Here is a 23,883-nt window from a genome sequence, read left to right as displayed (position 1 = left end):
TACAGCTTCATTGCCTCACCACGGACCCCAGCCTGTTCGAGCAGTCGGGCCAGGTTGCCCAGGACCGAGTCGTCGCCGGCCGCGACCGCCCGCCGCAACATGGTGATCCGTACGGCGGCGGCATGCTCCACAGGAGTGCGCGCACGCAGTCGACGGGCACCGGCAGAACCGAGGGAGGACTGCTCTAGCAGCGCGTCGAAGTCCTGGTTGTCAGTCACGCTGGTCACGTTCCCCCTGCTTGGCCTTGGTCCGCCACCGGTAGATCAGTCCTTCGACCGCCCGCACGGTCTTGGCGTCCAGGGCCTCGCGGATCTCCTCCTGCGAGTAGCCGTCGATGACCATCGCCACCGCCGCCCTTGTCCTCGGGTCGTCGATGTCCTCCAGGTCGATCATCACCCTCAGTTGGCCCAGCACCTCGTCGGCAACGCTCAAAGTGCGGATGGGGTCCTCGTAGACGGCTTTCTCCCGCCGGAGTGCACGCGACTGCCTCTCCTCGCTGGCCCGCCACCGGCGGAACTCGTTTGGGAAGTCGTAGGCGCAGGCACCCATGAAGTAGGTGGTGATGCTGGCACCGCCCTCGAAGCGCCAGCCGCCTTCCACGAGGGCCTGCTGGCGGAAGCGGGGCAGAGCGCGGGCGACGGTCATGGTCGCCAGCTCCTCCCGGAGGTCGTTGTTCAGATGAAGCTCTTCCAGCTCCAGTTCGTGCGGGTTGAGGCCATACCCGCGCTGAGCGACAAGCCTGAAGATGTACCCGGAGTGCATCCAGGCCTTCAGGACGGCGATCCCGTACCGGATGAGCTCATCGACGAACCGGTCGTACTGCGAGCCCTCAAAGCCGTTTTCCGCCAGCAGCTGGACGATGCGTTGGTCCGCCAGCCGGCGGTCGATGCTCTCCTGCAGTCGGCGAGCCTTTCGGTCGGGGCGGGACTCCTTTGCCCGGAAGACCTCCGCCGGCACGGGCGCACCGAGATCACTTCTGGCGGGTTGGCCTGTGGGTTGTAGGTCGCGGGCGCGCGCGGCCGCGAACTGCTCGCCCGCGTCGTCGCCCTGCACCACGTCTCCTTCCGATCGTCTCCTCGGCCCATCGCAGCGAAGGGGCCGACTTCGGCCCCGTCCCAGCCCACTCGCAGGCTCCCGTGCTGTGCCGGAACCGAGTTCGCCCCCTTGTAAGTGGCCCTCCCGGGGGTACCCCACGGACTTTTTCAAGATTTTTTAGAACGACGCGGGGCGGATCCGTCCGTGGGGTACCAGGCCCGGTGAGACGTAGAAGCGGGCGTCCGAATCACCGACAGCTCCATGGAGAAGATCGTGAGTTCGCCCGTCCCGACCCCGCCGAACGAGCCCGACCCGTTCCTTACGGCGCACGCCGCCATTGTCCTCCTCACGGCGGCCTTCATCGGCCTGGTCGTCGGCGGGCTGACCTTCCTCAGCGGCGGCCTGGCGGCCGGTGCGGTGCTCGCCGGGTTGACCGGCTTCGGGGCGAGCGTGCCGGTGCTGCACAAGCTGATCCGCTGACCCCGGGCTCCGGGTGGTATGGCCGTACCACCCGGCGGAGCCCCGAAAAAGAGAAGGATAATTCCCGTTATCCTTCCTCTTCCCGGCTGTGGGCCGTTAGCCAGTGTTCCCAAGCAGTGCCGTCCTCGAGTGCGGTGTCTGGGATGCCGAGCTGGGCGAGAGCGCCGGGGTAGACCCGCTCGTAGGCGGTGTTGTACGCGGCCGCGAAGTCGCGGGTGCCGAGCATCCAGAGGGCGGGTGCACGGTCGAGGTGCATCGTGGCCCAGGGGCCGTTGCGCTCGATCCGGCCGGTGGCCAGGCCGCGGTCGAGGAGGCCTTCCCACAGGGCTGCGGTGCGCGCGGCCTCACGGGGTCCTGATCCGGGCGGGATGACGGCCGAGACGTCGAGGCGGCGCGGCGGGATCAGTGCGTCCTGGTTGGCGTAGAGCCAGGGCAGGCCGAGGACCTTGAAGAGGTGGGTGCGGTGGATCCCGCCGGTGGAGATGCCGTGGATGGGGCCGGCTGGCCCGGCGAGGGTGGTGAGGTTGACGGGCGGCTCGTCGAAGAGGTGGTGGCGCAGGAACCCGGCGACTTTCTCTGGTGGTTGGGCGAGCAGTTCGGATGCGGCGGTGGGGAGCCAGATGGGCCCGCGGGACTTCTCGAGCCGGTCGAAGTGTCCCCAGACGGGGTCTCCTGCTTCGACGATGGCCTCCACGCGCACCCAGCCGGCGGAGGAGGCGTGGGCCCAGAGTGCGTCGGGGGAGTGGTTGACGAGGTCGAAGAACGGCACCTGCGGTGCTGTCTTCTGCAGCAGCCGGGCCGCGTCCTGGACCCGGTCTGCGATCTCATGGGCCGGCCACTGGGTGCGGAGCTGTTCGAGGGCCTCCTCGATCGCGCGCAGCTGCGGGGCGCCGGCTTCGAACGCCGCCGTGGCCTGTTCGGTGGAGAGTAAGGCGCCCTCGGACCAAGGGGCGAGGACGTCCGGAGGGTCGGCCACTTCCAGGGTGATCTTGGGGCGGTGGAGGCTGGTCGGCTCCCAGGGGGCGAGGAGTTCCGTCACGGCCTCGGGGCAGGCCGCCCAGCCGGCCGCGACGGTGCCGTCCGCGGCCTCCGCGGTGACCGCGCCGTCCGCGGTCCAGACCGCCTTCCAGTCCTGGCCACGCTGCATCGGCTCCCCTTGGCGGCGCTCCAGCTCCGCCACCAGGGCGCGGTAGTCGCCCCGGCTGCGGGCCAGGCGTAGCTGGGCCGGGGTCGGCCGCCGGATGGTCTTCAGCATCTCGTCGTCGCGGGGCAGCTCCGCGTAGCGCATCTCCCTGAGTACGGCGCCGGCGTCCTTGAGCGCCCTGCCGACCTGCTGCACCTGCTCGGCCAGCTCCCTGGTGTTGGTGAGCGCCTGGCTGTCGTCCCGCACGTAGGACGTCGTGTGCTGGAGCAGCTGGCCGGCTTGTTCGAACGTCGAGGCGAGCGTTGCCCAGAACGGTTCCTTCTCGGTGTCGTCCCCCGACCTTGGTGGGTTGGACAGGATCGCGGTCGCGGCTTGGAGCCGCTGCGGCCGGGGCAGCTGGCGCGAGTAGCGCTGCGCCGCCCAGAGGACGGCTGTCAGCATGACGCGGCGCAGGTGCGGCACTGAGCGGGGGCCTGTGCGTGAGATGCATTCCCGGGTGGCGTGGCAGGTGGGGCACTGCCAGTCGGTCCAGTCCATCTCCAGCATCGCAGCTCCCTCGGTCGCAACGGCGACCCTAGGGCCGGCCGACGGAAGGAGTGCTGGCTGCAGCCTGATTCGGCTGGGAACGATCGTTGGCAGCGTGGCTGTTGACCGATTGCTGTGGCTGGACCGCGGTGCGGAGAGTCGCCCGGTCGCCGGCTGGAGCAGTGCCGCTGGACCACGGAGCTGCTGTCCGCGCCCGCGTCGAGCCCGACCGCCAGGTCCGAGTCGGCGAAGGTCCCGCCATCAGGCCGGTCTCGGTTCGGCAACCCTGCCGTGCGTCCCGCCGGGAGGTGGAAGCGTGGCGTGTGATCACCCAGCAGAACAGCAGGAGGCCTTCGCATGCCCGTACTCACGTCCTCGACCTCGTTGCTTCGTTCGGCCCGCAGTGGCCGACGGGCTCTGCTGTGGGCCACAACGGGTGCCGCCGTGGTGCTGTTCACCGCAGGGTGTGGCAGCAGCAACACGGGTGCCGGGCCGGCCGCCGTCGTGTCGGCCGCGCCCTCGCCAGCTGCCTCCACTGGCGGTCCTGCGATCGGGACGTGGTCGGCCGGAGGGGGTCTGACCCACGTCAAGAACATCCAGGCTGACGCGGTCGCGGTTGGCCAGGCCGCGGCGTCCGGGGACTCCGGTGCCGTGGCACAGGCGTGCCGCACGATGCTGGTCCATGTGGACTCGGCGCAGGAGTACGGCCCGATCCCGGACGCCGAGGCGCAGCAGCACTGGTCGAAGGCGTTGCTGTGGTACGGCCAGAGTGCGCAGCACTGCATTGATGCGGACGGGCGTGCGTCGGCGATGGCGCGAAGCACGGTCGAGGTGACACAAGGCACGACGGAGGTCGAGGCGGTGGCTGCCCGGCTCGGCAAGATTGCCGACGCTGGTTGATCGGTGGCGGGAGCGCCGGATCGGTGGCTGCTCGCTCGCGCTGTGGGTCTGCAGTCAGGTCGCGGCCATCGGCTGGGTCGAAAGTCACGACCGCGTCGGCCGTCGTTGGCGTGCAGCGATCACGTTCTCGCAGATAGTGCCTGGTCCGGCTGTGTCCTTCGTAGCAGGGCCGCACGCACCTCTGCGGGTCGTCCAACCGTCGCACTCGCTGGGCGGAGGACGGAGCAGCGGAAGCGTGGGGGGCGTGGGCTGGCTTCCACTCAGCCATCAGCTGCTGGTCGGTCAACATGAGTCTTGCGCAGCCTGTTTGACGGTTAAGCGCTTTCGGGCCCTTCGGCCTCTATGAGGTAGCAGCTCTCTTTCAGGGGGAGGGCTTCGGAGGGAGAGACTATGTCCGCTTGGGACTGGGTAGCGGTCGCCTGTGGTGGCTCTGGCGTGGGGGTGCTTCTCAGAGCTCTTGCCTACCAGATGCGCGAGAAGGGACGGCGCCAGACGATGACTGCCGTGCTTCGGGAGCTTCCCGCGCGCGGTGGGCGGGTCGAGGCAACGGACCGCGACGGAGTCTCGTGGGTGGTGGACGTACTGGATGACGGTGAGGACGGGTGACCCCGGAGGACGCCGATGAGGCATTCGATCAGCTGTACCGCAGCAACTATCGTCGGCTGCTGGCCAAAGCCATGGTCGTGACGGGCAACCGATTGGCGCCCGCACAAGACGCAGTGCAGGACACCTTCGAGGAGTGCTGGAAGCGGCTAACCTCGGAGAAGCCCCCAGTCCAGAACTGGAATGCCTGGCTGGCAAAAGTAGTTGTGCGGGAGGCCCTGGCCGTGGCACAAGCCGGAGATGCCCGGCGGGAGCCCATGGAGAGGTGGGACGAGGTGGATGTGGGGGCGGATCCGGCCTTCAGCTTCGATCTCAAAGAAGCCTTCCGGAGGGTTTGCAACGAAGCCAGACGTCTCGCCCCGCAACGGCGTCGCGCCTTGGTGCTCCGTTGCTTCGGAGGCTTCAGTACGCGGGAGGTCGCAGAGATGATGGGTATCAGCGAACCTGCCGTGCGCAGCCATGTCACTTTCGCTCGTCGTGATCTTGACTGGGTGTGGCAGGACTTGCGGGCCATGGGAGTCGTAGAGGGCCCGGGCGGGAGGGAGACGTGACCGACCGTACCCACGGCTTCCAGCCGGAGGACGTAGACGATGATGCGGAACCGTTCTCGCCCGAGGAAGCCCAGCTGAAGGACATGCTGAGTGCAACGGAGAATGCGATCTTTGATGCACTTGGGCCTGTTGTTGATGTTGAAGGCGAGCTGGCCAAGATCAAAAAGCGGATTCGGTCTCGGCAGCAGCCGAAGGCCGATACGGAGCCCTTGCAGTCACCGGCAGAGATGAGTGCGACCGCCCAAGCTAGGCCTGAGCACGCTGCTCCGTCCAGCCTTGCCGTTGCAGGTCGACCAATTCCCTCGGTGGCGGCGCGCACAGGCCGGTCGCGCCCTGCATACGGCGCCCGTGCCGGCCGGGACGTTGGCATCCTCTCCCCTCGTCAAGGTCCTTCGGCTTCACTCCCGGGCCGAAGTGAGGTATCGCCGCATCAGACCGGTGACCCGTCATTGGCCCGGGGTGAAGTGCTGTACATGCTTCGTTCCCTCCGTGAGGGCTTGGGCGATTCTCGTGACCCTGAAAAAATCGCCCGCAGCCTGTGCGAAGTGTTCACCCCGCCCGTCGCCGACTTCGCCTGCGTGCACCTCCTCGACGGCCTGATCTCCGACTCAAAGCTGCCGGACAAGCGCCCGGACGACCGAACCATGCTGCGCCGGGTGGCCGCCCAAGTCGTATCCAGTTCCCTGGGCCAGTGGGACCACGTGCTGAACGAGGGCGTACTGCTCGCGATGCCCCGGTCCACGCCGCCGGGCCTGGCGCTGCAGGAGAACCAGCCGGTGCTGGTGCCGGTGATAGACCCGGACGTGGCGGTGGACTTCGCGGCCTTGCTGGGCGGCGGGCCGGACCTGGTGCCGGTGGTGGCGGGGTGCTCGATGCTGGTGCTGCCGCTGTCCGCCCGGGGCACGGTGCTGGGCATCCTCACGTTGCTGCGGCTGCCGGACCGCTCGCCGTTCGACGGCGGGGAGACAGGAGCTCTCCAAGAGGTGGCAGCTTGGGCGGCGTTGTCGCTGGATGACGCGCGGCTGCACCGGGCGGAGTCCCGGGTGGCGACGACCCTGCAGCGGTCGATGATCCCGACCCGGCCGCCGCGGTTCCCCGGTGTGCAGATCGCGCACCGCTACCTGCCGGGCGACTCCCGGGCGGAGGTGGGCGGCGACTGGTTCGACGCGATCCAGCTGCCGGGCAGCCGGGTCGCCCTGGTGGTCGGCGACGTGATGGGCTACGGCCTGCACTCGGCGGCCGCGATGGGCCGGTTCCGCACCGCCATGCAGACCCTCGCCGCGCTGGACCTGCCGCCCGGCCAGCTGCTGCGGCACCTGGACAACCTGGCCCACAAGCTCGGCGACGACCACCTGGCGACCTGCCTGTACGCGGTCTACGACCCGATCAACCGCACCTGCGAGCTGGCCAGCGCCGGGCACGTCCCGCCGGTGCTGGTGCACCCGGACGGCCGGGGCGAGCTGCTGGAGATCCCGGGGGGCGCGCCGATCGGGGTCGGCGGGGTGCCGTTCGTGGCGAAGCGGATCGACGTCTCGGACGGCTCGATGCTGGTGATGTGCACCGACGGCCTGGTCGAGGTGCGGGGCGGTGACATAGGAGAGGGTCTGGCCGCGCTATGCGGCAACCTGATCGACCCCAAGCAGACCCCGGACGAGACCTGCGACAGCATCATGCGCACTTTGCACTCCGATGACCAGCAGGACGACATCACGCTGCTAGTGGCACGCTTCGACGGCATGCCGCCGAGCGAGGTGGCCACCTGGGAGCTCGCCGGGGCGGAGGAGGAGGTCCGCCGGGCCCGCCGGCTGGTCCGCGACCAGTTGGGTGTGTGGCAACTTGATGCGCTCATCAGCGACACCGAGTTGCTGGTCAGTGAGCTGGTCACCAACGCGGTGCGGGTCTCGCACGGCCACGTCCAGTTGCAGCTGATACTGGGTGAAAAATTGCTGGTCGAAGTCAGCGACGACAGCCATAACCTTCCGTCCCTGGAACCCGGCGGTCCCCGGGATGAGTACGGTCGTGGCCTCCGCCTGGTGAGCACGATCTCCGAGCGCTGGGGCACCGCCCGTAAGGCGGTCGGCAAGGTCGTTTGGTTCGAGCTAGCGCTGCCTGACTGCAGCGGCCAGTGAAGCGAGTACTGGCCTCTCGGCGATGGTGGCTGAACTTCACACCGGAACATGATGAGAGGGCCCGCTCCAATCAGAGCGGGCCCTTTCAGTTGCTGTTCAGGCACGCGATCCACGACTCCGGCTCAGCAGCGCAGCAACAGTCAGTGCTGCGGCATAAGCATTGACCAGGCGATCAGCCGACCGCGCGGAGCCGGGACCGGCCGGGCTTGGGCGGGGCGGCCTGGTAGTCGGGGATCAGGATGGGCGGCACACCCTCGCGGGCAGCACGGGCCATCGCGGCCTGCATCTCCAGCTCGGAGCTATACCCGGCAATAGCAGGGTGAAGGCGGTAGCGATAGCCCTTACGCAGCACCAGGCCGCGCTCGACGAGCAGAGTCATACCCCGGCTGACCACCGACGGAAGGATCTGCAGCTCCTCCGCGATGTCCTGCTGGGTGATCGGGACGGCACCGCCTGGGTCCTGCTTCTCGACCATGACAGACAGGACATTGGTGGCGGTGGGAGTCAGCTCAAGCCGGCGAAGCATCCCGAAGAGGTTGGTGACCATCAGCATGCCGTCGACTCCTTCTCCTCGTTCTGGACAGCGGCCAGTCCGATGATGTCAGGGAAGCCGTTCTCGAGAGCCAATGCTCGAAGCTCGGCGAGGAAGGCCTGCTGCTCATCCCCATTGCCTTTGTACGCGATGAGAGGGTTGAGCTGCCACACCCCCCGGCCGACACTGCGAATGTAGTTGCGGGTCGCGAGGTGCCTGAGGGCGGGGCTGACGCTGGAGCGGCTGGTGCCGATCTCGTCGGCGATCTCGCGCTGGATGGCGTGGCAGACGCCTCGTTCAGCCCGGCCGACGATGTTCGAGAGCACCGCGCACTGGAGCTTCGTCATCTCGCCGGACATGAGCGCCTGGGGGAGGACGTAGCGGGCGAAGTAGCGGCTGAGCAGTGCGTAGCCGTCGGAGCCGAGGACTTCGTGGGGTGCACGGCGGTAGAAGCGCGTTCGGGCCTCGTAGACGCCGCTCGGGAGGTGCCCTGCGTATCCACGGACGATCTCGGCAGCCAGGTCCCGCTGGTTCTGAGGGCCGGCAGGCTCCAGTCTCTGCTGACGCGAGCGCTGGGGAGCGTTCCTGCGTGCGGAGTCGCGCTGTGCTTCTGCCAAGGCCTTGATCCTTTGCTCGTGTCGGCAGCAGGCTACACGTTCTTCGCAGCAGTGCGAAGGATTCTGCATGCCGATGCGAAACACGTGTCGCGCGCCGACGCGCGCGCGCGACCTCACAGCGCCGGGTCCAGCAAGGTCGGATGATCAGGTGGGAGGCTTGAAGCATGACCACCGGCGGACAATGTTTCGCAATGCTGCGAAACATTTGCGTCGAATGTCGAGCTCCAGTGACGCCATGCGAGCCAAAGTGTCGGCCCAGCTAGACCTTTGAAAATCCAAGTCTGCAGGTCAGAGGCCTAATAATCATGGCTGCCTCTTGCATAAAAAGGCGCGGCAGCCAGTCTGCCGCAGCTTTGCCTCCGGCGGGCTGGCTGGTCTTGCCGCTTCCGCAGCCTGGGCTGGGGACCAGCAGTACCCAGCAGGTCCGGTCAGGCGAGGTCACTGCATCAGTCATGGAAGTCCGGCTGCCGCCGGACCCGGGCCTTGACGGCCCTTTCCATGCCTATGAGTTCCGGCGGCAGGTCTCCCTGCCCTGCCGCTGCCGGTTCTTCGACCCAGCGAACAGGTACGGGCTGCAGGTGGTCCCGGCCAGTGCTCCCAGGTCGTGAAGGTGGAGCAGGAAGGTCTTGTCTGCAGGTGGTGACGTCAGCAACCTCTCGGAGGCGGGCAGGCCGTGGTGTCCTGTGCAGGCTGGACCGGTAGGCGGCTCCGCCCGGCACGGGTACCAGCCACCTCCTCGATGGCAACTGCCCAGTGCCGGACCGTCCGCGGTCCGGCCGGTGCGATGACGGACCGACGGCAGGGCCGGCTACGGCCCGGTCGGCGGGCTGGCGGCGCAGGGCAGGCGGCAGCAAAGGCGGGTCCAGCGCCGCCTGGGCGCTGGCCAGGGTGCGGTAGCGGAGCGCCCCGCGCTCAACCACCCACTTGCTGAAGTCCGCGTCAGTCCTGCGGTTCCCGCCCGATCCCGGTCCGGTCTCGGGGGCAGGTGGCAGGCATTGTGGGGGTAGAAAGGAGCGAAAGGACGGGGATGCGCAACTCTTCAGACAGCCGGGATACGGCTGACACCAAGGATGAAGTAGTTGAGCGGTATCGGATTGCCAGCCGCGTTGGCGATCTGGTCCATATCTGCGTCGTAGGTCCAGTCCGACCAGCGCCAGGAGCGCTGGAAGGCTGACGGGACCTGCACTGCGATGTACGACCCGGTGGCCAAGCGCGCGCCGGTTGCCGGGCCGCCGAAGTCGAGGCCGAGGTGGACGTCTTGGACCGGTACGTTGCGTCGGCGGGTGGCGATCGCCTTGGCCATGCCGACGGCGAGGTCGGACAGCGGCCCGATCGCCGGTTGGGCGACGGCAGCGAGGGTGAGTCCTTGTCGCAGGACGTCCGACTCGAGAAGGTCGAGTAACAGCTCGTCGTTGTCGTTTTTGACGTTCACCGTGTAGCAGCGGATGGTGAGGCCGGTCTCGGACGGCGCCACTCCGGCGAAGATGGGGAAGTTGAGGATGGCGGCACTGTCGCCCTCATGGACGCGGTACGTGGCATTGAAGTTGACGTCCTCGACGCCGGTATCGGTGCGGTTCTGCACGAAGAAGTTAAACAGGACGCGGTGTGGCCCGCCGCCTGGGTAGTCCGCCACCCGCAGTTTGTCCAGAGTGATGCGCAGCCGGGCGTTTCTGAGCGAGGGATCGGCCTCGACTTGGCCGACGGGCCGGATTGCGCCGTCGCCGGACGCACTCTCCGGGATGAATCCAATGGTGTGTGAAGTGTGCCGCCACGCCGGTGCCCCTCCGAGCCACTCGAACCCGAAGCGGCCGTCACCGCTCGTGGCAGTATCCCGGCCGCTGAGGACCGGCTGGCCAAGTCGGTTGGCCAACTGCTCGTCTGTCAGGGCGGCGGCGAGCGGGATGCCGCCGAACGGGTCGCTCATGTCCTCAGCTCCTTCTGCGTCGCTTCAGCTCCTTGTGGGTCGCTTCGAGCCGCTGGCAGAACTCGCGGATATGGGTGGACACTGGCCACGCGGCGCCGCCCGTATGCATGGCGGAATAGAACGCCCCAAACGCTGTCTCGTAGGCGCGGGTGATCCACCCCTGGTGGAGGAGATAGTGCGCGAAGCGCCACTGGTATCGCCAGAGGTCGGGGTACCGTATCTGGGTCAGCAGGCGCACGCTGTTTTCGAAGGCGGCCACGGCTCTCGTGAGCTCGCCGCGCGCGAGGAGCACAAAGCTGAGGATCATCTCGGCGTGAGCGCGGTTCTCCGCGGACTGCCCACCCTGCTCCGCCATCGCCTCTTCCACCAGTGCGGCGATCTCATTTAGGGCCACAGGGTCATCTGGCGGAAGGAGATCGCCCGCGAAGAGGTCTCCAGTTGTCAGGGAGCGGAAGCGGATCCTGGCCTCCAGTACGCGCGACGCGGTCCGGCCTAGCTCATCATCGGGCAGCCGGGCCGTGTAGCTGCGGCGCCCATGGTCTAGTCCGGTCGGCTGGAAGGCGTCCTCGCCGGCGATCAGGATGATCTCGGCCATGTGCCAGTCCGGATCGCCCGGCCGGTAGAGCGGGCGCGCGGCTGGCTCCTTCGCCTCGGCGCTGAAGGCTATGAGCGCCCGGGCATAGTCGCCGACGGACCGGAGATACAGGCCCGCCGCGAAGTGATCGTCCTTGGGCGGTGGCAGGGCAGACGGGGAGTAACCCGGGCGGGACTGGTACGGCCAGTACGCGCTGACCCAGATCGCCTGGTACCAGAGCCGGGCGGCGAGCTCGCCCGACTGCAGCTGGGGCGCGAATGCGTTGGGTTCCAGGACATGCAGCAGCGTTAGATCGAGGACCTCGCCGGCCAGCTTGGCATCACCCTCGTACCGGCACGAAACGCAGACGGCCTCGGCCAGGTCCACGATCGGCTCGACGGTCTGGCGCTCCAGGGCCAGCCACAGCGTGTCGTTCAGGTTCTGCTTGTGGGCCCGGAGCAGCTGGCTGACGACAAGGGGCGCGCTGGAGATCTCGGCGGTGAGGCGCTTGGCTTCGCCGGCCATCGTGGCGATGAGTGCGCCGTCCAGGTCGGCGTCTTTATCTTGTGGGAGTTTAGACGACACGAGCTTGAGTAGCGGGTGCAGCCACCAGCCGGGCCGGCGGGTAGTGGATTCCTCGATGAGGCCAGCCGCCAGCAGACGCTCCATCAGCCGGGCCGCGACGTCCTCGGGCACTGCAGCGCCCGTCACAACGGTCACCAACTGGCTCACCGTCGAGGCGTCACAGAAAACGTTGAACCGGGCAACGTACGGGACCAGGGCAAGCTCCCTGGCATCGAGACGGGCCCGTAGATCCGCGGCGGCGTGCTCGGCCACTCTCGCGATCGTGTCCATCCCGAGGTCGGCGAGGCGGTCCCACCGGGCCTCATGCAGCCACTGGGCCACCTGATCGGCCGAGACGCCGCCAGCGACGCGGTCGTATGCGGCGTTCAGTAGCAGCAGGAGAACCCCAGGCATGCCTCCGCAGAAGTACGCCAGCGGGTGGAACATGTGCGCGTCGTACTTGCGGCCCGTGGTGCGTGCCCACTGCGCGCCGAGCAGGGCCCGCCGCTCCCTCAGCAGCAATTTATCCGGACTGAGATGCTCGTGGTCCGGCAGCCATGGCTGTTCTGGCGAGCGCGCGGTCACGATGACCCGACCAGTGCGGGCCGCCCGGTGCACGAGCGCGGACGCGGCTGGCCCGGCCCGGTCCGCCTGGTCGAGCACCAGCAGGCCATCATCCAGGTCGTTGAGCGCGCACCCTTCAAGCACGGCGTCGCCACCGTCGAGGCGCAGGTAGGTCACCTGGCGGGGCTCGGGCGAGGTGGCCGACCACCAGCGGGCGTACTCGACGGCCAGCCGGCTCTTTCCCGAGAGCAGTGGGCCGTGCACGAGAACGACTCTGGCCCGGTCGAACTGATCCTCCAGCTTCAGGACGGCCTGGTCGAAACCCACGACCGCCGGTGTGGAGAGCTCAGTGGGGACGTCGTTCAGCAGGCCAGTCAGATGCGACGGCTCACCGGGCACGGAGGCGAGTTGGACGGCGGCCCATTCGGCCACGACCGGGATGCACCAGTCGTCGATGGGCTGGCTCCCCTCGCGGTAGACACCAACGGAGAGCGGCTCGGCCTGCAGCCGCCGCCGCGCCTCCCGGGCTGCCGCACCCGGGCTTCCACTGTCGAGCAGCGCCGTGTAGAACGCGCTGAAGAAGCGGGACGGGGTGTCCGGGTACACCTCGCGGCCCATGCCGGCGCAGGCCGGGACGCCTGCAGCGATGATTTCCTCGGCAATCGACGGCTGGCCAGTCGGCTCAGTTGGCGCGGCTTGCAGGTACCGATCGCCGCCCGCCGTGTCGGCTGACCGGCAGGCGTTCATGGTCAGGAGCAGGACATCGTTGGCGGCGAGCTCGTGGCCTAGGGTCGTGCCATCGACGAAGTCGGGCCCGTCGCGGCCGGGCCTCTCGAAAACCAGGTAGCCAGTATGCCGCGGGCCGCCATACGGGTTCAGGATCACGCCGTGGCCGTCAATGTGGACTGCCGTGTATGGCACCCCTGCGACCACAGCGGCACGTAACCGCTCGCTCAGTGCCTCGAAGGTTGGCGGCCGTAGCACGTCAACCTTGACGTGCGGCCGGGCACCGAGCGTACGCCACAGCTCGTACGCGACGGCCCAGTACCCAATGTCCTGCGCGCCGCCCGGCCGGCTTATCACTAGCAGGATCCGCCACACGGCCCGGTCCGCCGGCGCCACGGCCGCGATGGCACCGATCGTCCGCACGAAGGCTGCCGCCTCCAGAGCCAGCGGTTTCTTGGTTCTGGGGTCCGCTAGGAGCTCCCACGGGATGGCCGCGTCGTGCACGTCGTCCCGGATCTCCACCCGCAGCTGGTCGCCGGCAGCGCGTACCTTGGCCGCGAGGGCAGAGCCGCGGCCGGTGAACAGTGCTCGGTACAGCGCCTCACCGATCGCACGCTGGGCGCGGCGGACCTGGGCAACCCGCTCATTGGATGCGCTGGCCCAGCTCTCCCGATAGTTCTCGTGGTACCAGCGCAGGTCTTCCATGAGGAACCGGTCGACCGCGGGCCGGAAGGGGACAGTGACGGAGTCGCCGTCCCAGTCGAGCTCGACCACCCGGGCACCGTCCCGATCGTGGTGGTGGATGCGAAGCGTCCGCACGTTTCCATTTTTCCAGGCACTCCGCTGCCGGGCAGCCCGAGTCCTTGATCTATCCCGAGGCGCCCCGACTCCCGTGCGCCCGTCGCATCAAGACTGCTGGCGGGCGCCGTCCGGTGGCGGGGCGCTGGCCGTCGACGCGGTGTGGCAGGTAGTCGGCGATGGCTGGCCAGACCGCGCGGGCCGGCTGGTGGACGATCGTGCTGTCACCCTTCGGCGCCGGGCAGGTCAGGGTCCGCACCCGCCGGTACGGGTCCTCCTCGTGCAGGTCCTCCAGGTCGATGCCGACCGCCTGACGCGGCCGCAGGTAGACCAACAGCCGGTCCCGGTACAGCGCGACCTCGTACGGGCCGCGGCGCTGCCGCCCAGGCGCCAGGTCGTCGGCCGCACACAGCATCGCGGCGGCCTGCTCCAGGCTCAGCGGCGCGGTGTGGGGAGCGCGGTGGGCGCCGTCCGCAGCGCGGCTGGGTTGAACGGCGGCTCCCGGATGTGCCCGGGAGCCGCGGCGAAGGCGTAGTAACACCGACAGCACTGCCAACTGCCGCGCCGGATTGTGCAGCGAGACGCGGGGCGCGAGCGGCCGCCGGGACGGCTCGCCCTGCGGCGGCGGCCGCAGCGCCTGCGCGTACGCCCAAGTCTTCGCGGTGTCCTCGGTCGCCTGCCACGCACCGATGCCGGTGGTCTCCTCGGTGAAGTGCAGCCAGTCCCGGACGTCCGCGCCGTACCGGGTCGGCGCGGTGCCCTGCAGCGCACGGCCGTGCTTGCCGCGGCCAGCGGCAAGCCACTCCTGCAGGACGGCGTACGGGTCAGGCTGCTCCACGGGGAACTGTACGCGGATCTACGGATTTCCGGTTCTCCAGAGCCGAGAGCCCCAGGGCTGTTGCAAAGTCGACGGCCCGCGGCATCTCCGCTGGTCAGAAGCCTGGCCTCAGTTCCGCCGCTTCGGAGAGCCTGACGTGACGTCAGGCGCTTTCCGACCATGAAAGCCGCGCCGACCTGCCCGGACGCCACCTCGGACAAACATTCGAAGAGTCGGCGCATCCCGGCTGAGCCGGACTTTGCAACAGCCCTGCCGAGAGCCCGGCCCGCTCAGGACCAAGGACCGTCACGGAGTGCCCTCAAGTGTCTTCCAGTTCCAAGGGGCCGAAACACTGCCATCGGCCTCCAGCCCATAGCGTTTTACCTGGAACCAGAATGTAGCGTCCGGCCCCGCATGCCGGAGCATCCGCCACTCGCCCTCCACCAACTCATAGAGCTTCCTACTTGGGTCAGACGGTGCACGCTGTGTGATCAGCGTTTCCATCGCTTCAGGATGCCCGGCCGTTGCCTCCTGACGTGCAAACTCTTCGGCCTCGTCGTACCGCCCTGCGCTTTCCAATTGCCAGACATGATCGGACCGAAGCTGATCTGCCTCGTATAGAGAAAGCGGATCGATCTCATCCAAGACACCTTGCATAGTAAGCTCGTATTCCTCGCGAGGATTGGCCACATCGATAGCCCGACGTTTAAGCTCCTCTGCGCCGTCGAGGTCCTGAATAGAATCAAGCAATACGCTCAACCTTGCGTAGGCATAGCCCAGCCCGGCGGCGCCTGACTTCAAGTAGAGCTGAGCGGCATGCCGAAGGAGCCACCGCTTGTGAGCGGCATGACCCAGCATCAGCAGGTCTACGGGATCAGTAAAGTGGTGGACCGCTGCCTCCCAGAAAATTCCAGGGGGAAGAACTTGCAGTCGGCTCAGGGCGTGCTGCTCAAGGGGGTCGGCGAGACGATAGTGCGGTGTGCTGAGGTGTGGAAAACCTGGTCCTGACGGGATGGGCGTCAAAGGGCCGCGGACCCCGAGACAGTCCGCCTTGGCATAGGCGAGTGCTTCTTGTAACCAATCGCCCTCATAGGCCAACCGTTCTTGCTGACGCTTGCCGATGTAGGCGGGTGCCGCCGAATGCAGGAAGTCCAACGGAATGGCATGGCGGTGCCCGAACCTCCAGGCGTCCATCGCTGCTTCAATCAGGGCCCGTGCGCCTTCTGGGGCAGTGTGGTACCGCTCCATCAGGACAGGAACGCCCGCCAGGTACTGGGTAATTTCATTGTCCTCGGCCTCGGCGGATGCTAGCGCAAGCCGCGGGTCGTGGGCCGATCTCTCCTCCAAGGCGGCACGGTCATCCTCGTTGTCGAACGCGGACGGAACTCGGATGCCGTGGCTGCTCAGTAGGATACCGGCTCGCTGGTGCCGTCGGTCGCCGACGCCGCTAGTGGGCTGGGTAATCAGTTTTGCCCAGGTCTCTGGCCACATTGTGTCCAGCACAAGAACGGGCGCGCGTTTAGAGTCATGCAGCAGAAGGTAAAGACCGCGCGCTAGATTCTCGCCCGAGTCGCTGATAGGCGTGTACAGGAAGCTGTCGTGGGTGTCGTCGAGCCATATCACCGTGCGGCTACTGACGTTGGGCAGCTGTCCTACGGCACTTGAGGGATCATCTGGTCGCCACAACCGCCACCCGGCTGGCAAAGTCTGCAAAGACTCCCAGCAGGCTCGCGTTTTTCCCGACGCAGAGGCGCCGATTAAAATGGCTACACCACTGCTTCCTCCTGCGGCCATTTGAATGACGCGCTGCAAATCTCTATCGTGGGATCGTTCAACATATGCGGGCAGTAGATCAAGGTCGTCAGATCCTGCGGGCAGCTCGATGTCGATCGCCCGATGGACTTCAAGTGCGAAGGGGTCGGTAATCTCTGCCAGTAGCCATCCGAGGCCGTCAGTACGGGGCATGTCCGTCATGCCGGTGTCTTCCTGGTGCCTCCTTTTACGTCGGCGAGCGATTTCAGCATTCGCGCGGAGCTGCTCGAAGTCGACCTTGCTCTGAGTTGCTCTCCGTCGCCTATTGGCGCGTTCCTTCAGGATATTTACCAGGGCCGCGAACTTCACTTGGTCGCGCGGCACGACGATTCGTGCAGTCTCGCCGCTCTTCTTCCTGCTCACCAGCCAACCCTTAAGCCAGTCATTGAGCGTGGAGTCGTCTAGCGGCACGCGCTTCCTCCGCGCCTGATCGATTAGTTCGCTTTCGGTGGGTTTGCCTGCCTCCTCGTAGAGCTGCTGCATGGCCTCTTGGAACCACCGAACGTCACGGTGCTCAGTCACGGCAATGTGGTCCTCCGGTCCAAGCTCCGAACCGGAGTCCGCCCGGAGCCCACTCATAGCCCCTTGACCAGCCTAAACAGCCTTGCCGTGAGTTGCTTGATCGCCGGAGTGGCCGCATGACCGGTGCCCTGATCTCACAGCCGCCGCGGCGCATCCCGACCGCGCGGCCCGTTCGAAGGGATTCCGGTAATGATCAACAAAAACCGCTTCACCTGGAACGTCATCGGCGCCGCCATCTCCGGTGCGATCCGCTGGTTTATGGAGTGGCTGCTCGATACCTTCATCGACTCCCAGTGAGCGGAGATCACGACAGACGAGCGCTGGGTTCGGCTGGCTCAGCGCCCGTGAGATCGGGGCCCGTCGGACTTGTTCCAGACCCGCAGCCGGTCCCGCTGCGGTGGTGGGAGCGTACGCCCCGCCGGGCGCCGACGTGGCCTTCGCCGCGACCATCCGCGTGATCGCTCAGGCCCCCACCTGACGCTGCGGCAGCCCGGCTTCCGGGCTTGGCTCCGGACCCACAACTGTGTGGATCCGGAGCTTCGGCTGCGCAAGTGCGCGGGCAACGCGGTCGACGGTGGCGTCCAGGCGGACAAGGACAGTGCCTTCGGTGGGCGAGGATGTGCGGTGGGCCGCGCTGCTGCGGCTGTTCATCACGCTGTGCGGCTCGGTGGGCGGGGTCGACGGTGCACGACTCCCCGCCGAGCAGACAGTGGTGCTGATCAAGAATCCGCCCGAAGGCTAGGCCAGGATCTTCCCTCGCGTGAGATGCCTTCCAACCTGGCGCCGGATCCAGGTGTATCGCTCAATAGGGGCGCGCGGGCTGGTGACGGTCTGCCACGATCCCGGTCATGAGACTGCGCCCCTGATACAGCTTGGACATCGCTGAGAGCGACCTGACATACGTGCTGGAGAAGTGGCAGCACCTCTACCAGCGGCAGGGGCAGTACCCGGGCGGGCACCACTATTGGTCGGACTACTTCCGCACGATCACTGCCACGTACGACCGGCTGGGGCAGGCGATAGCCGATCCGGACCTCGCCGGCGGCCTGTACTCCGGGCACGCCTGGCAGTTGGCAGCATCATCAGGTGTCGAGCATCTGTTCGGTGCGCTGGTGCAGGAGATTCAGCGGCAGATCGCCGCGATCGAGGCCGCCCAAAAGCAGCTGAAGGCGCTGCGCGCGTACACCGCGCGGCCCGGAGTGCCGGTCGTCTACGACACCAACATGCTCAACCACTGGCGGCAGCCGGAGGACATCGACTGGAAGGAGCTGCTGCGGGCGGAGAAGCTGAACGGCCCGGCGCGCCTGGTGGTGCCGCTGGTGGTGATCGACGAGCTGGACCGGCAGAAGTACGGCAACGGGGCGCTCGCGACGAAGGCGACCACGGCGATCCGCTACCTGGAGCGGAAGCTGGCTGGCGCGCCCGCAGGGGAGGCCGTGGGGCTGCGGCCCGGCGTGACGCTGGAGGTCCGGCTCGATCCTCCGGGCCACCGCCTCGGCGAGGCCGACGTCGAGATCCTGCTGTGCGCCGCCGAGCTCAACCAACTGCTGCCCTCGGCCGGCACACGGGTGCTGACCGATGACACCGGGATGCGGTTGCGCGCCCAGAGCATGGGCTTGACGCCCCTTCGCCTGCCCGCGCAGTACCGCAAGGGCGGCACTGCCGTGGCCGAGGTCGCCGCGACCGAGGCCACTACGGCGACGGCTTAGGCCCGGTACGGGAGTTGGCGGCTGATTGCCTGTCAAGCCGGACCGGGCCGGACGCGGCCTGTGCCCTAGCGTGGGTGCCCGCGAGATCCCTCCCCCGCCCAAAGGAGAGTTCACCATGTCCGTGTACTGGATCGGAGACCGCTCGTACCGCACGAAGGCTGCCCGGAAAAAGGCCGTGAGCGACCTCCTGAACCGGTACGACTTCAACGCCGTGGTCGACCAGGAGGAGGACGCCCTGCTGCTGCGCGACCTCCTCGACATGCACCCGAAGGCGGTGGAGAAGATCGGCCCGGGCGTCGACCACTTCCGCGTCATCATGACGCCCCGCGGCGGCTACAAGGGGCCCGAGGCGGTCCACACCGACGGGCGGCACGTGCCGTTCTCGTACAACGACGCCTTGGAGCCGCCGACCCACGCGCAGCGGGTGGAGGCCGCCATGCGGACCGAGGTGAAGACGCAGCGCGACGCCTACGTGAGGGATCGGGAGTCGGAGGGCACGTTGGTCTCCGACGAGAGTGGCCTGCCGGTAGCGGCCGCCACCGTGCACGTGTCGTACTACCGCGGCCGGAGCTTTCACGACCTTGCGACTGAGTTCGTGGAGGGGGCCGGCGGGCCGGAGGGGATCGAGCTGGAGACGAACACGGAGATCGGGCTCGCGCTGTTCGCTGATCGCACCCTGGCGGCCCGGTGGCACGACTTCCACCGGGAGCACGCCGTCCTCGCCCTGCTGACCCCGGCGGAGAGCCTGCGCCGTTCCCGGTAAGCAGCGGGCGCCGGAGAGCGCCGAGATGGTGCGGTGCGGACGCCCGTGCCGCCTCGCGCTCTCCGGCCCACGTGGTACCGCCGCGGCCCTCGGCGCCTTGGGGGCATCCCCCGGATCGGTACCGCTGTGACTGTTTGGTCGGATTATGAATCGGGGCAGCGTCCGGCCGCTTGCCGATCCTTGAACGACTGCGCCTTGGCGCGGGTCTCCGTCTTGAACAGGGCTGTTGCAAAGTCGACGGCCCGCGGCATCTCCGCTGGTCAGAAGCCTGGCCTCAGTTCCGCCGCTTCGGAGAGCCTGACGTGACGTCAGGCGTTTTCCGACCATGAAAGCCGCGCCGACCTGCCCGGACGCCACCTCGGACAAACATTCGAAGAGTCGGCGCATCCCGGCTGAGCCGGACTTTGCAACAGCCCTGCCGTCTTGAAGCACTCCGGGGATTGGAGGACGACGTTGGCCATCAGGTTGATGGCTTCAGTCTCCTCAGAGCTGTCCTTGGTCTCCTGGCGGGCTTGGTCGCTGTACTTTTGGAGAGCTGCGCGGGAAGCGTCGCAGGGTGGGCTGCTGCGGGCGCGGATTCGGCGGAGGTGAGTCGGCCGATGAGGATGCCTACCCCGAGGAGCGCGGCGACCTACGCCGATGGCGGGATGATCCATCTGGGGCGGCGGGGCGGTGGCGGGGTGTTGTCGGTCATGCGCGGGATTGTCTTGCGTGTCCGCAGCCGGGCATAGACCGGGCCGCGTGATGCCGCGGGTGAAGCGACTTGCGGTACCCGAGCCCGGAAGGCACGGACCGGCACGCCATTGCGACCCGGCAGTGTCGAACGCTTCGGCGGGCGGGTTTGTCGGCAGCGGCAGTCGGAACACTCCCGGGGTGATTGTCTTCGACACGAATCAGGTGGAAGGCGCTGGACGCCTGCTGTTGCACATGCTCAAGGTGATTACTGACAGGAGCGAACACAAGCCGGTGCTGCCGGATCTGGTCTGGGAGGAGGTGCTGGCGCACGTGGAGAGAGACGTCGAGCACTGGAACGCGCAGATCGACCAGGCCCGGCGGGAGCTGCAGAAGCTGTATGCCGGTTGGGAGAGAAGGGAAAGAGCCGCAGAACGGTTCGATCCGGCCACGGCCGTCAGCAACCGTCGGGCCGAGCTGGAGCAGGTCTTCGGCAAGCTCCCCATGGCCGCTGAGCTGTACCGCGAGGGGATGGCACGGGAGGCGTGGCGTCGTCGTCCGGCACGGCAGAAGGGCGATTTTGCGGTGGGGGCCGGGATGCTGCTATCTGGCTCGCGGTGGTGGAGGCGTGTGCAGGTGGGGAGGTGGTGCACTTCGTCTGCGACGACGGAGACTTCCGCTCTGGCGAGAAGTTGCACCCGGAGCTGGAGGACGACCTGAGCGCCCGCCATGTCGACCAGGGTCGGCTGAAGCTCCATAGGACGGTGCATGGCCTGTTGGCGGAGCTTGCCGACAAGGACCCGCAGCCGCTCGCCCGCGCCGGCCTGATGGCTGAGCCTGTGCTTGAGACGGTGCGGCTGGCGTTGGACGACAGTGTGTACCTGAAGGTGCAACTGCTGCAGTCGGTTGGCGCGCTGGGGTCGCTCGCCATGGGCTTTCCCGGGGTAGGCGAGATCGAGGTGACCGAGGCACGGTCTCGCGGTGACCGGAGGGTTCTTGCGTATCAGGTGGGGGAGGAGCGGTGGGCGTCGGCGGAGGTGGCGTGGACGGTCCGGATGCCGGTGACGCTGGACTCCGGGCTTGGCCACGGCCCTGTGCCGGCCGAGGCCCGCTTCTTCACGCCGTCCACGGTGGTGGTTAAGCGCGGCGACGACGGCGCAGTCGTGGAGGCGGAGGTCGTGCAGCTGGGCCCCGCCAGGGACATCGAGCTGTCCCGATGAAGACTGTTTAGACAATCGCCCAGCCGCACCCCTCCCAGCCGCAGTGTGACCCAGGTCCGTGGGGACAGTGCGGGAAGGGGGCGCGGGGATTGCTGTAGGAGGGTGGTGAGGCCGGCGGTTGTCTAAACAGATGTCTCCAAGGAGATCCGCTGCAGGCCGGCCGCAGAAGTCGGCCCCGAATTCCTCCCTTGGACACCAGCCGCAAAGTACGGCGTCAGCCAGCTGGAGCCACCAGCACCGCGCGTCGGGCTGTGCTGGTGAGGATGGCAAGGCGTCACGATGGCTATGTGCACATCACCGCCACCGAACTCGCGCTGCTCGCCGTCGTGGGCACCGTTGCGGGCACGCTAGCGGGCGCCGGGATTGCATATCTCGGGAGCCGCGCCGAGGGCCGGCGCCAGGATGCAGCCGAGGCCCGAGCAGCACGCCGCCATGCATACAGCGCTCTGCTGCTCACCCTGACCACTTGCAAGGCCACCCTCATGGACCGGGTATCCCTATTCGTCCAGGCTAGCCGGGATTCAGAAGCCGACTGGGCCTTCATCCTCCCCCGCGCTCGGGTTCTGCAGGAGAGAAGCGCTGACCAGCTGCAGGCTGTCGACGAGACGTTCGCGGCCGTCCTGATTGAGGGCCCTCGTGAAGTAGGCGGGGCCGCGCTCCGGGCCGTCACCGCACTGTACGAGCTGGCCGACCTCCTGAACCGCTGGACCGATGCAGGCGTCTCCCGACTGCCAGTCCGCGAAGAACCCGACGCCGAAATAAGAGAACTCGACATGCTCACGACGAAATCCATCATTACTGTCACTAAATTCATCTCGGACTGTCGGCGGGAGTTGCACCCTGGCTCTCCTGGCAGCCGTTGATCCACCGCACCGCGCTCGGTCGAGGGCAACTAATCAGGGGCGCCGATCGAAGCCATCCGCGACCTAATTTGCGGCTGTGTCTGAGCTAGGACTCCGAGGATAAGAGCTCCACGAGATCGAGGAAACTGAAGGCCCACTGGGAACCCAAGGGTCCAAGGCCCTCATTTCGGGGGATCACCCGTGGGTTCACGGTGAACACGCTGGGGCGGGCTCCGGGTTGGTCTGGGATAGGCCGGCAGGCCCACGCCTCTCAGGCAGGCTCTGATTCTCCAGCCGCCTCTACGTGGCGGATCCGTTCGCGCACCCGCTCATCCGTAGCTAGGTGCGAAGGCAACTGCGTGCTGGAGTCCGGCTTGGCTGCCACAATCTGGTCCACTGTAAGATTCTTGACATTTCTAAGGTCCGTGGTAGCGAGCAATGCTCCATCCATGACTGCACCCTTCAAATCGGCGTCGTCCAAGTTCGCGCCAACCATCATCGCGCCTCTCAGCCTTGCACCCACTAGAAGCGCCCCCTGCATCTGAGTAACGGCCATCAGCGCGCCGTCCAGCCGAGCGTTGACCAACAGGGAATTCCTTAGATTCGAGAAAGATAGGTTGGCGCCCTCCAAGTATGCGCCAACCAAAACGGTGCTGCTCAGGTCAGCGTTCATCAGGCCAGAACCTTCCAAATGAGTGTTAGAGAGATCTAGAGGGTGGCGACCTCGGTGAGTCAAAGTGCGACGGCCCAAGACGGTCAGCGCGGCCTGCACGTCAGTGGTTGGCTTTACTGATGGCGCTGCTGGCTGCGGAACGCGTCGAAGCGCCCGCGCGACACGAGGATCTCTATTAGACACCCCCTGTTGAAAGGGGACGGCGCGCTCTCGAACGAAGGCCGCGACTACCTCCAGGACGGTCTGGTAGTCCTTGGGTGAGTCATGCATGATCCTTTCCAGGGAGTAAACCCCACCCAAACGAACTTCGAGCACGGTGGAGCCAAGTTGCTCAACTGCCTTGGTGAAGCGATCGGTAACATGACCCTCCCGCGTCAGTTCCAGAGTTCTGTGCGTATAGAACAGCCCAGCAGCCACTAGAAGGCCGGCTCCCAGCGTCACCAGGGCTGTCCGCATTCCTGAAACCGCTGTGGCCTGTGCGGGTGTCAGATCATCTGTCAGGTAGTGGTGATCCAACCACCAAGGGATCCGCCACAAGGCGACGATGAACAGCACCAAGGCACCTAGCGCAGCAGTCGCTGCCATAGGGAGCAGCACTCTCTTGGATTTCATGCGAAATAGCACACCGCTGATCGATGCGCTGGCGGTCTCGACACGCCGCAACCAGTGGTTGCCCGATGCGGGATGTCGCACAGTCGGCGTGCCGAGGGCCTGAGGCCGAAGCTGGAAGCGTGAGCTCCTTCTGGGACGTCGTAGTGCCGGCGCTGTCGATCCTGCTGGCTGGCTACTCGCTCTACCACCAGCGGCGCCTGGCCGAGGACGAGCGACTGTGGCAGCGCCGCGCCGAGCTGTACGTCGACCTGCTCGCCCGCACCTACGGCTGGATGAACCCCGACACCGAGCTCGTCGATGACCCCCTGCTCAGCCAACAGGTCGGCCCGCAGACCCGCGAACAATGGCAGCTCAAGGACGAGATCACCGCCCGCGCCTACGCCTTCGCTTCCCAGCGCGTCATCGCCCTCTGGCTCGAAGCATGCCGAACCCAATCCGTCCTGGCCTACGTCGCCCACTACACACTCGGCAGCGACCCACGCCTCGATCGTTCACGCGCGCGCGCCGGCATGAGGGGTTCGGCTGGGCTGTCCGGTTCCTGATGATTCGTCCTGCGGTGTGATGCTCGCTGGTCA

General features: G+C 67.1%; 21 protein-coding genes. 11 read left to right on the top strand and 10 right to left on the bottom strand.

Features of this window, described 5'->3' with window-relative positions; genetic code table 11:
- Together AB0442_RS28545 and AB0442_RS28540 are read right to left on the bottom strand one after the other, a co-directional pair.
- Positions 1-218, bottom strand: a 218-nt coding sequence (locus AB0442_RS28545; protein ID WP_366166372.1) for a hypothetical protein, incomplete at its 3' end; no start/stop codon positions are given.
- A complete protein-coding gene (locus AB0442_RS28540) occupies positions 211-1,053 on the bottom strand; it encodes a hypothetical protein (RefSeq protein ID WP_366166370.1) in 843 nt (280 codons plus the stop codon). The genes AB0442_RS28540 and AB0442_RS28545, both read right to left, overlap by 8 nt.
- A gap of 243 nt (positions 1,054-1,296) precedes the next feature.
- On the opposite strand from AB0442_RS28540, the gene AB0442_RS28535 reads away from it, so the two are divergent.
- Positions 1,297-1,515 (top strand): hypothetical protein, encoded by a 219-nt coding sequence (locus AB0442_RS28535; RefSeq protein WP_366166369.1) that lies wholly within the window; start codon positions 1,297-1,299, stop codon positions 1,513-1,515.
- A 67-nt stretch (positions 1,516-1,582) separates the two neighbouring features.
- Here the strand turns inward: AB0442_RS28535 and AB0442_RS28530 are convergent, their stop codons facing one another.
- Entirely contained in the window at positions 1,583-3,100 is a 1,518-nt protein-coding gene (locus tag AB0442_RS28530; RefSeq protein WP_366166367.1) for a hypothetical protein, read from the bottom strand.
- Between the two features lie 528 nt (positions 3,101-3,628).
- Between AB0442_RS28530 and AB0442_RS28525 the strand changes: the two genes are divergently transcribed.
- The 3 genes from AB0442_RS28525 (at position 3,629) to AB0442_RS28515 (ending at position 7,367) form a co-directional block, all read left to right on the top strand.
- Entirely contained in the window at positions 3,629-4,084 is a 456-nt protein-coding gene (locus AB0442_RS28525) for a hypothetical protein (protein ID WP_366166366.1), read from the top strand.
- Between the two features lie 602 nt (positions 4,085-4,686).
- A complete protein-coding gene (locus AB0442_RS28520) occupies positions 4,687-5,238 on the top strand; it encodes a sigma-70 family RNA polymerase sigma factor (RefSeq protein ID WP_366166365.1) in 552 nt (183 codons plus the stop codon).
- Entirely contained in the window at positions 5,235-7,367 is a 2,133-nt protein-coding gene (locus tag AB0442_RS28515; protein WP_366166363.1) for a SpoIIE family protein phosphatase, read from the top strand. Before AB0442_RS28520 ends, AB0442_RS28515 begins: the two co-directional genes overlap by 4 nt.
- A gap of 172 nt (positions 7,368-7,539) precedes the next feature.
- Here AB0442_RS28515 and AB0442_RS28510 read toward each other — a convergent pair whose 3' ends face one another.
- The 6 genes from AB0442_RS28510 to AB0442_RS28485 form a co-directional block, all read right to left on the bottom strand.
- The gene (locus AB0442_RS28510) at positions 7,540-7,920 is read right to left on the bottom strand and encodes a MarR family transcriptional regulator (RefSeq protein ID WP_366166361.1); all 381 of its coding nucleotides are present in this window, start codon (positions 7,918-7,920) and stop codon (positions 7,540-7,542) included.
- Entirely contained in the window at positions 7,914-8,516 is a 603-nt protein-coding gene (locus AB0442_RS28505; protein ID WP_366166359.1) for a replication/maintenance protein RepL, read from the bottom strand. The genes AB0442_RS28510 and AB0442_RS28505 overlap by 7 nt, the downstream gene beginning before the upstream one ends.
- Before the next feature lie 1,039 nt (positions 8,517-9,555).
- On the bottom strand, positions 9,556-10,440 hold the full coding sequence (locus AB0442_RS28500; RefSeq protein ID WP_366166357.1) for a hypothetical protein: 885 nt from the start codon (positions 10,438-10,440) through the stop codon (positions 9,556-9,558).
- Positions 10,441-10,444: 4 nt separating this feature from the next.
- Entirely contained in the window at positions 10,445-13,642 is a 3,198-nt protein-coding gene (locus AB0442_RS28495; protein WP_366166356.1) for a CHAT domain-containing protein, read from the bottom strand.
- 94 nt (positions 13,643-13,736) lie between these two features.
- Entirely contained in the window at positions 13,737-14,504 is a 768-nt protein-coding gene (locus AB0442_RS28490) for a hypothetical protein (protein WP_366166354.1), read from the bottom strand.
- A 285-nt stretch (positions 14,505-14,789) separates the two neighbouring features.
- Positions 14,790-16,778: a hypothetical protein gene (locus AB0442_RS28485; RefSeq protein WP_366166353.1), complete on the bottom strand. Its 1,989-nt coding sequence runs from the start codon at positions 16,776-16,778 to the stop codon at positions 14,790-14,792.
- Between the two features lie 646 nt (positions 16,779-17,424).
- Here AB0442_RS28485 and AB0442_RS28480 point away from each other — a divergent pair.
- The 6 genes from AB0442_RS28480 (at position 17,425) to AB0442_RS28455 (ending at position 22,044) form a co-directional block, all read left to right on the top strand.
- Positions 17,425-17,559, top strand: a complete 135-nt coding sequence (locus tag AB0442_RS28480) for a hypothetical protein (protein WP_366166351.1) — start codon at positions 17,425-17,427, stop codon at positions 17,557-17,559.
- Positions 17,560-17,689: 130 nt separating this feature from the next.
- Complete coding sequence (locus AB0442_RS28475; protein ID WP_366166349.1) at positions 17,690-18,526, top strand: PIN domain-containing protein; 837 nt, start codon at positions 17,690-17,692, stop codon at positions 18,524-18,526.
- A gap of 175 nt (positions 18,527-18,701) precedes the next feature.
- Positions 18,702-19,289: a DUF3223 domain-containing protein gene (locus AB0442_RS28470; RefSeq protein WP_366166347.1), complete on the top strand. Its 588-nt coding sequence runs from the start codon at positions 18,702-18,704 to the stop codon at positions 19,287-19,289.
- Between the two features lie 873 nt (positions 19,290-20,162).
- Complete coding sequence (locus AB0442_RS28465; RefSeq protein ID WP_366166345.1) at positions 20,163-20,681, top strand: hypothetical protein; 519 nt, start codon at positions 20,163-20,165, stop codon at positions 20,679-20,681.
- On the top strand, positions 20,606-21,181 hold the full coding sequence (locus AB0442_RS28460) for a hypothetical protein (protein ID WP_366166343.1): 576 nt from the start codon (positions 20,606-20,608) through the stop codon (positions 21,179-21,181). The genes AB0442_RS28465 and AB0442_RS28460 overlap by 76 nt, the downstream gene beginning before the upstream one ends.
- Positions 21,182-21,468: 287 nt before the next feature.
- Positions 21,469-22,044 carry a hypothetical protein gene (locus tag AB0442_RS28455; protein WP_366166341.1) on the top strand — a complete coding sequence of 192 codons (576 nt, stop codon included), beginning with the start codon at positions 21,469-21,471 and terminating at the stop codon, positions 22,042-22,044.
- Between the two features lie 250 nt (positions 22,045-22,294).
- Here the strand turns inward: AB0442_RS28455 and AB0442_RS28450 are convergent, their stop codons facing one another.
- A complete protein-coding gene (locus AB0442_RS28450; protein WP_366166339.1) occupies positions 22,295-23,251 on the bottom strand; it encodes a pentapeptide repeat-containing protein in 957 nt (318 codons plus the stop codon).
- 176 nt (positions 23,252-23,427) lie between these two features.
- Between AB0442_RS28450 and AB0442_RS28445 the strand changes: the two genes are divergently transcribed.
- Entirely contained in the window at positions 23,428-23,850 is a 423-nt protein-coding gene (locus tag AB0442_RS28445) for a hypothetical protein (RefSeq protein ID WP_366166337.1), read from the top strand.
- Positions 23,851-23,883 lie beyond the last annotated feature (33 nt).

The organism is Kitasatospora sp. NPDC085895 (assembly GCF_040702125.1).
Taxonomy (GTDB): Bacteria; Actinomycetota; Actinomycetes; order Streptomycetales; family Streptomycetaceae; genus Kitasatospora; species Kitasatospora arboriphila.
This window is presented reverse-complemented; position numbering and strand designations above follow the sequence as displayed.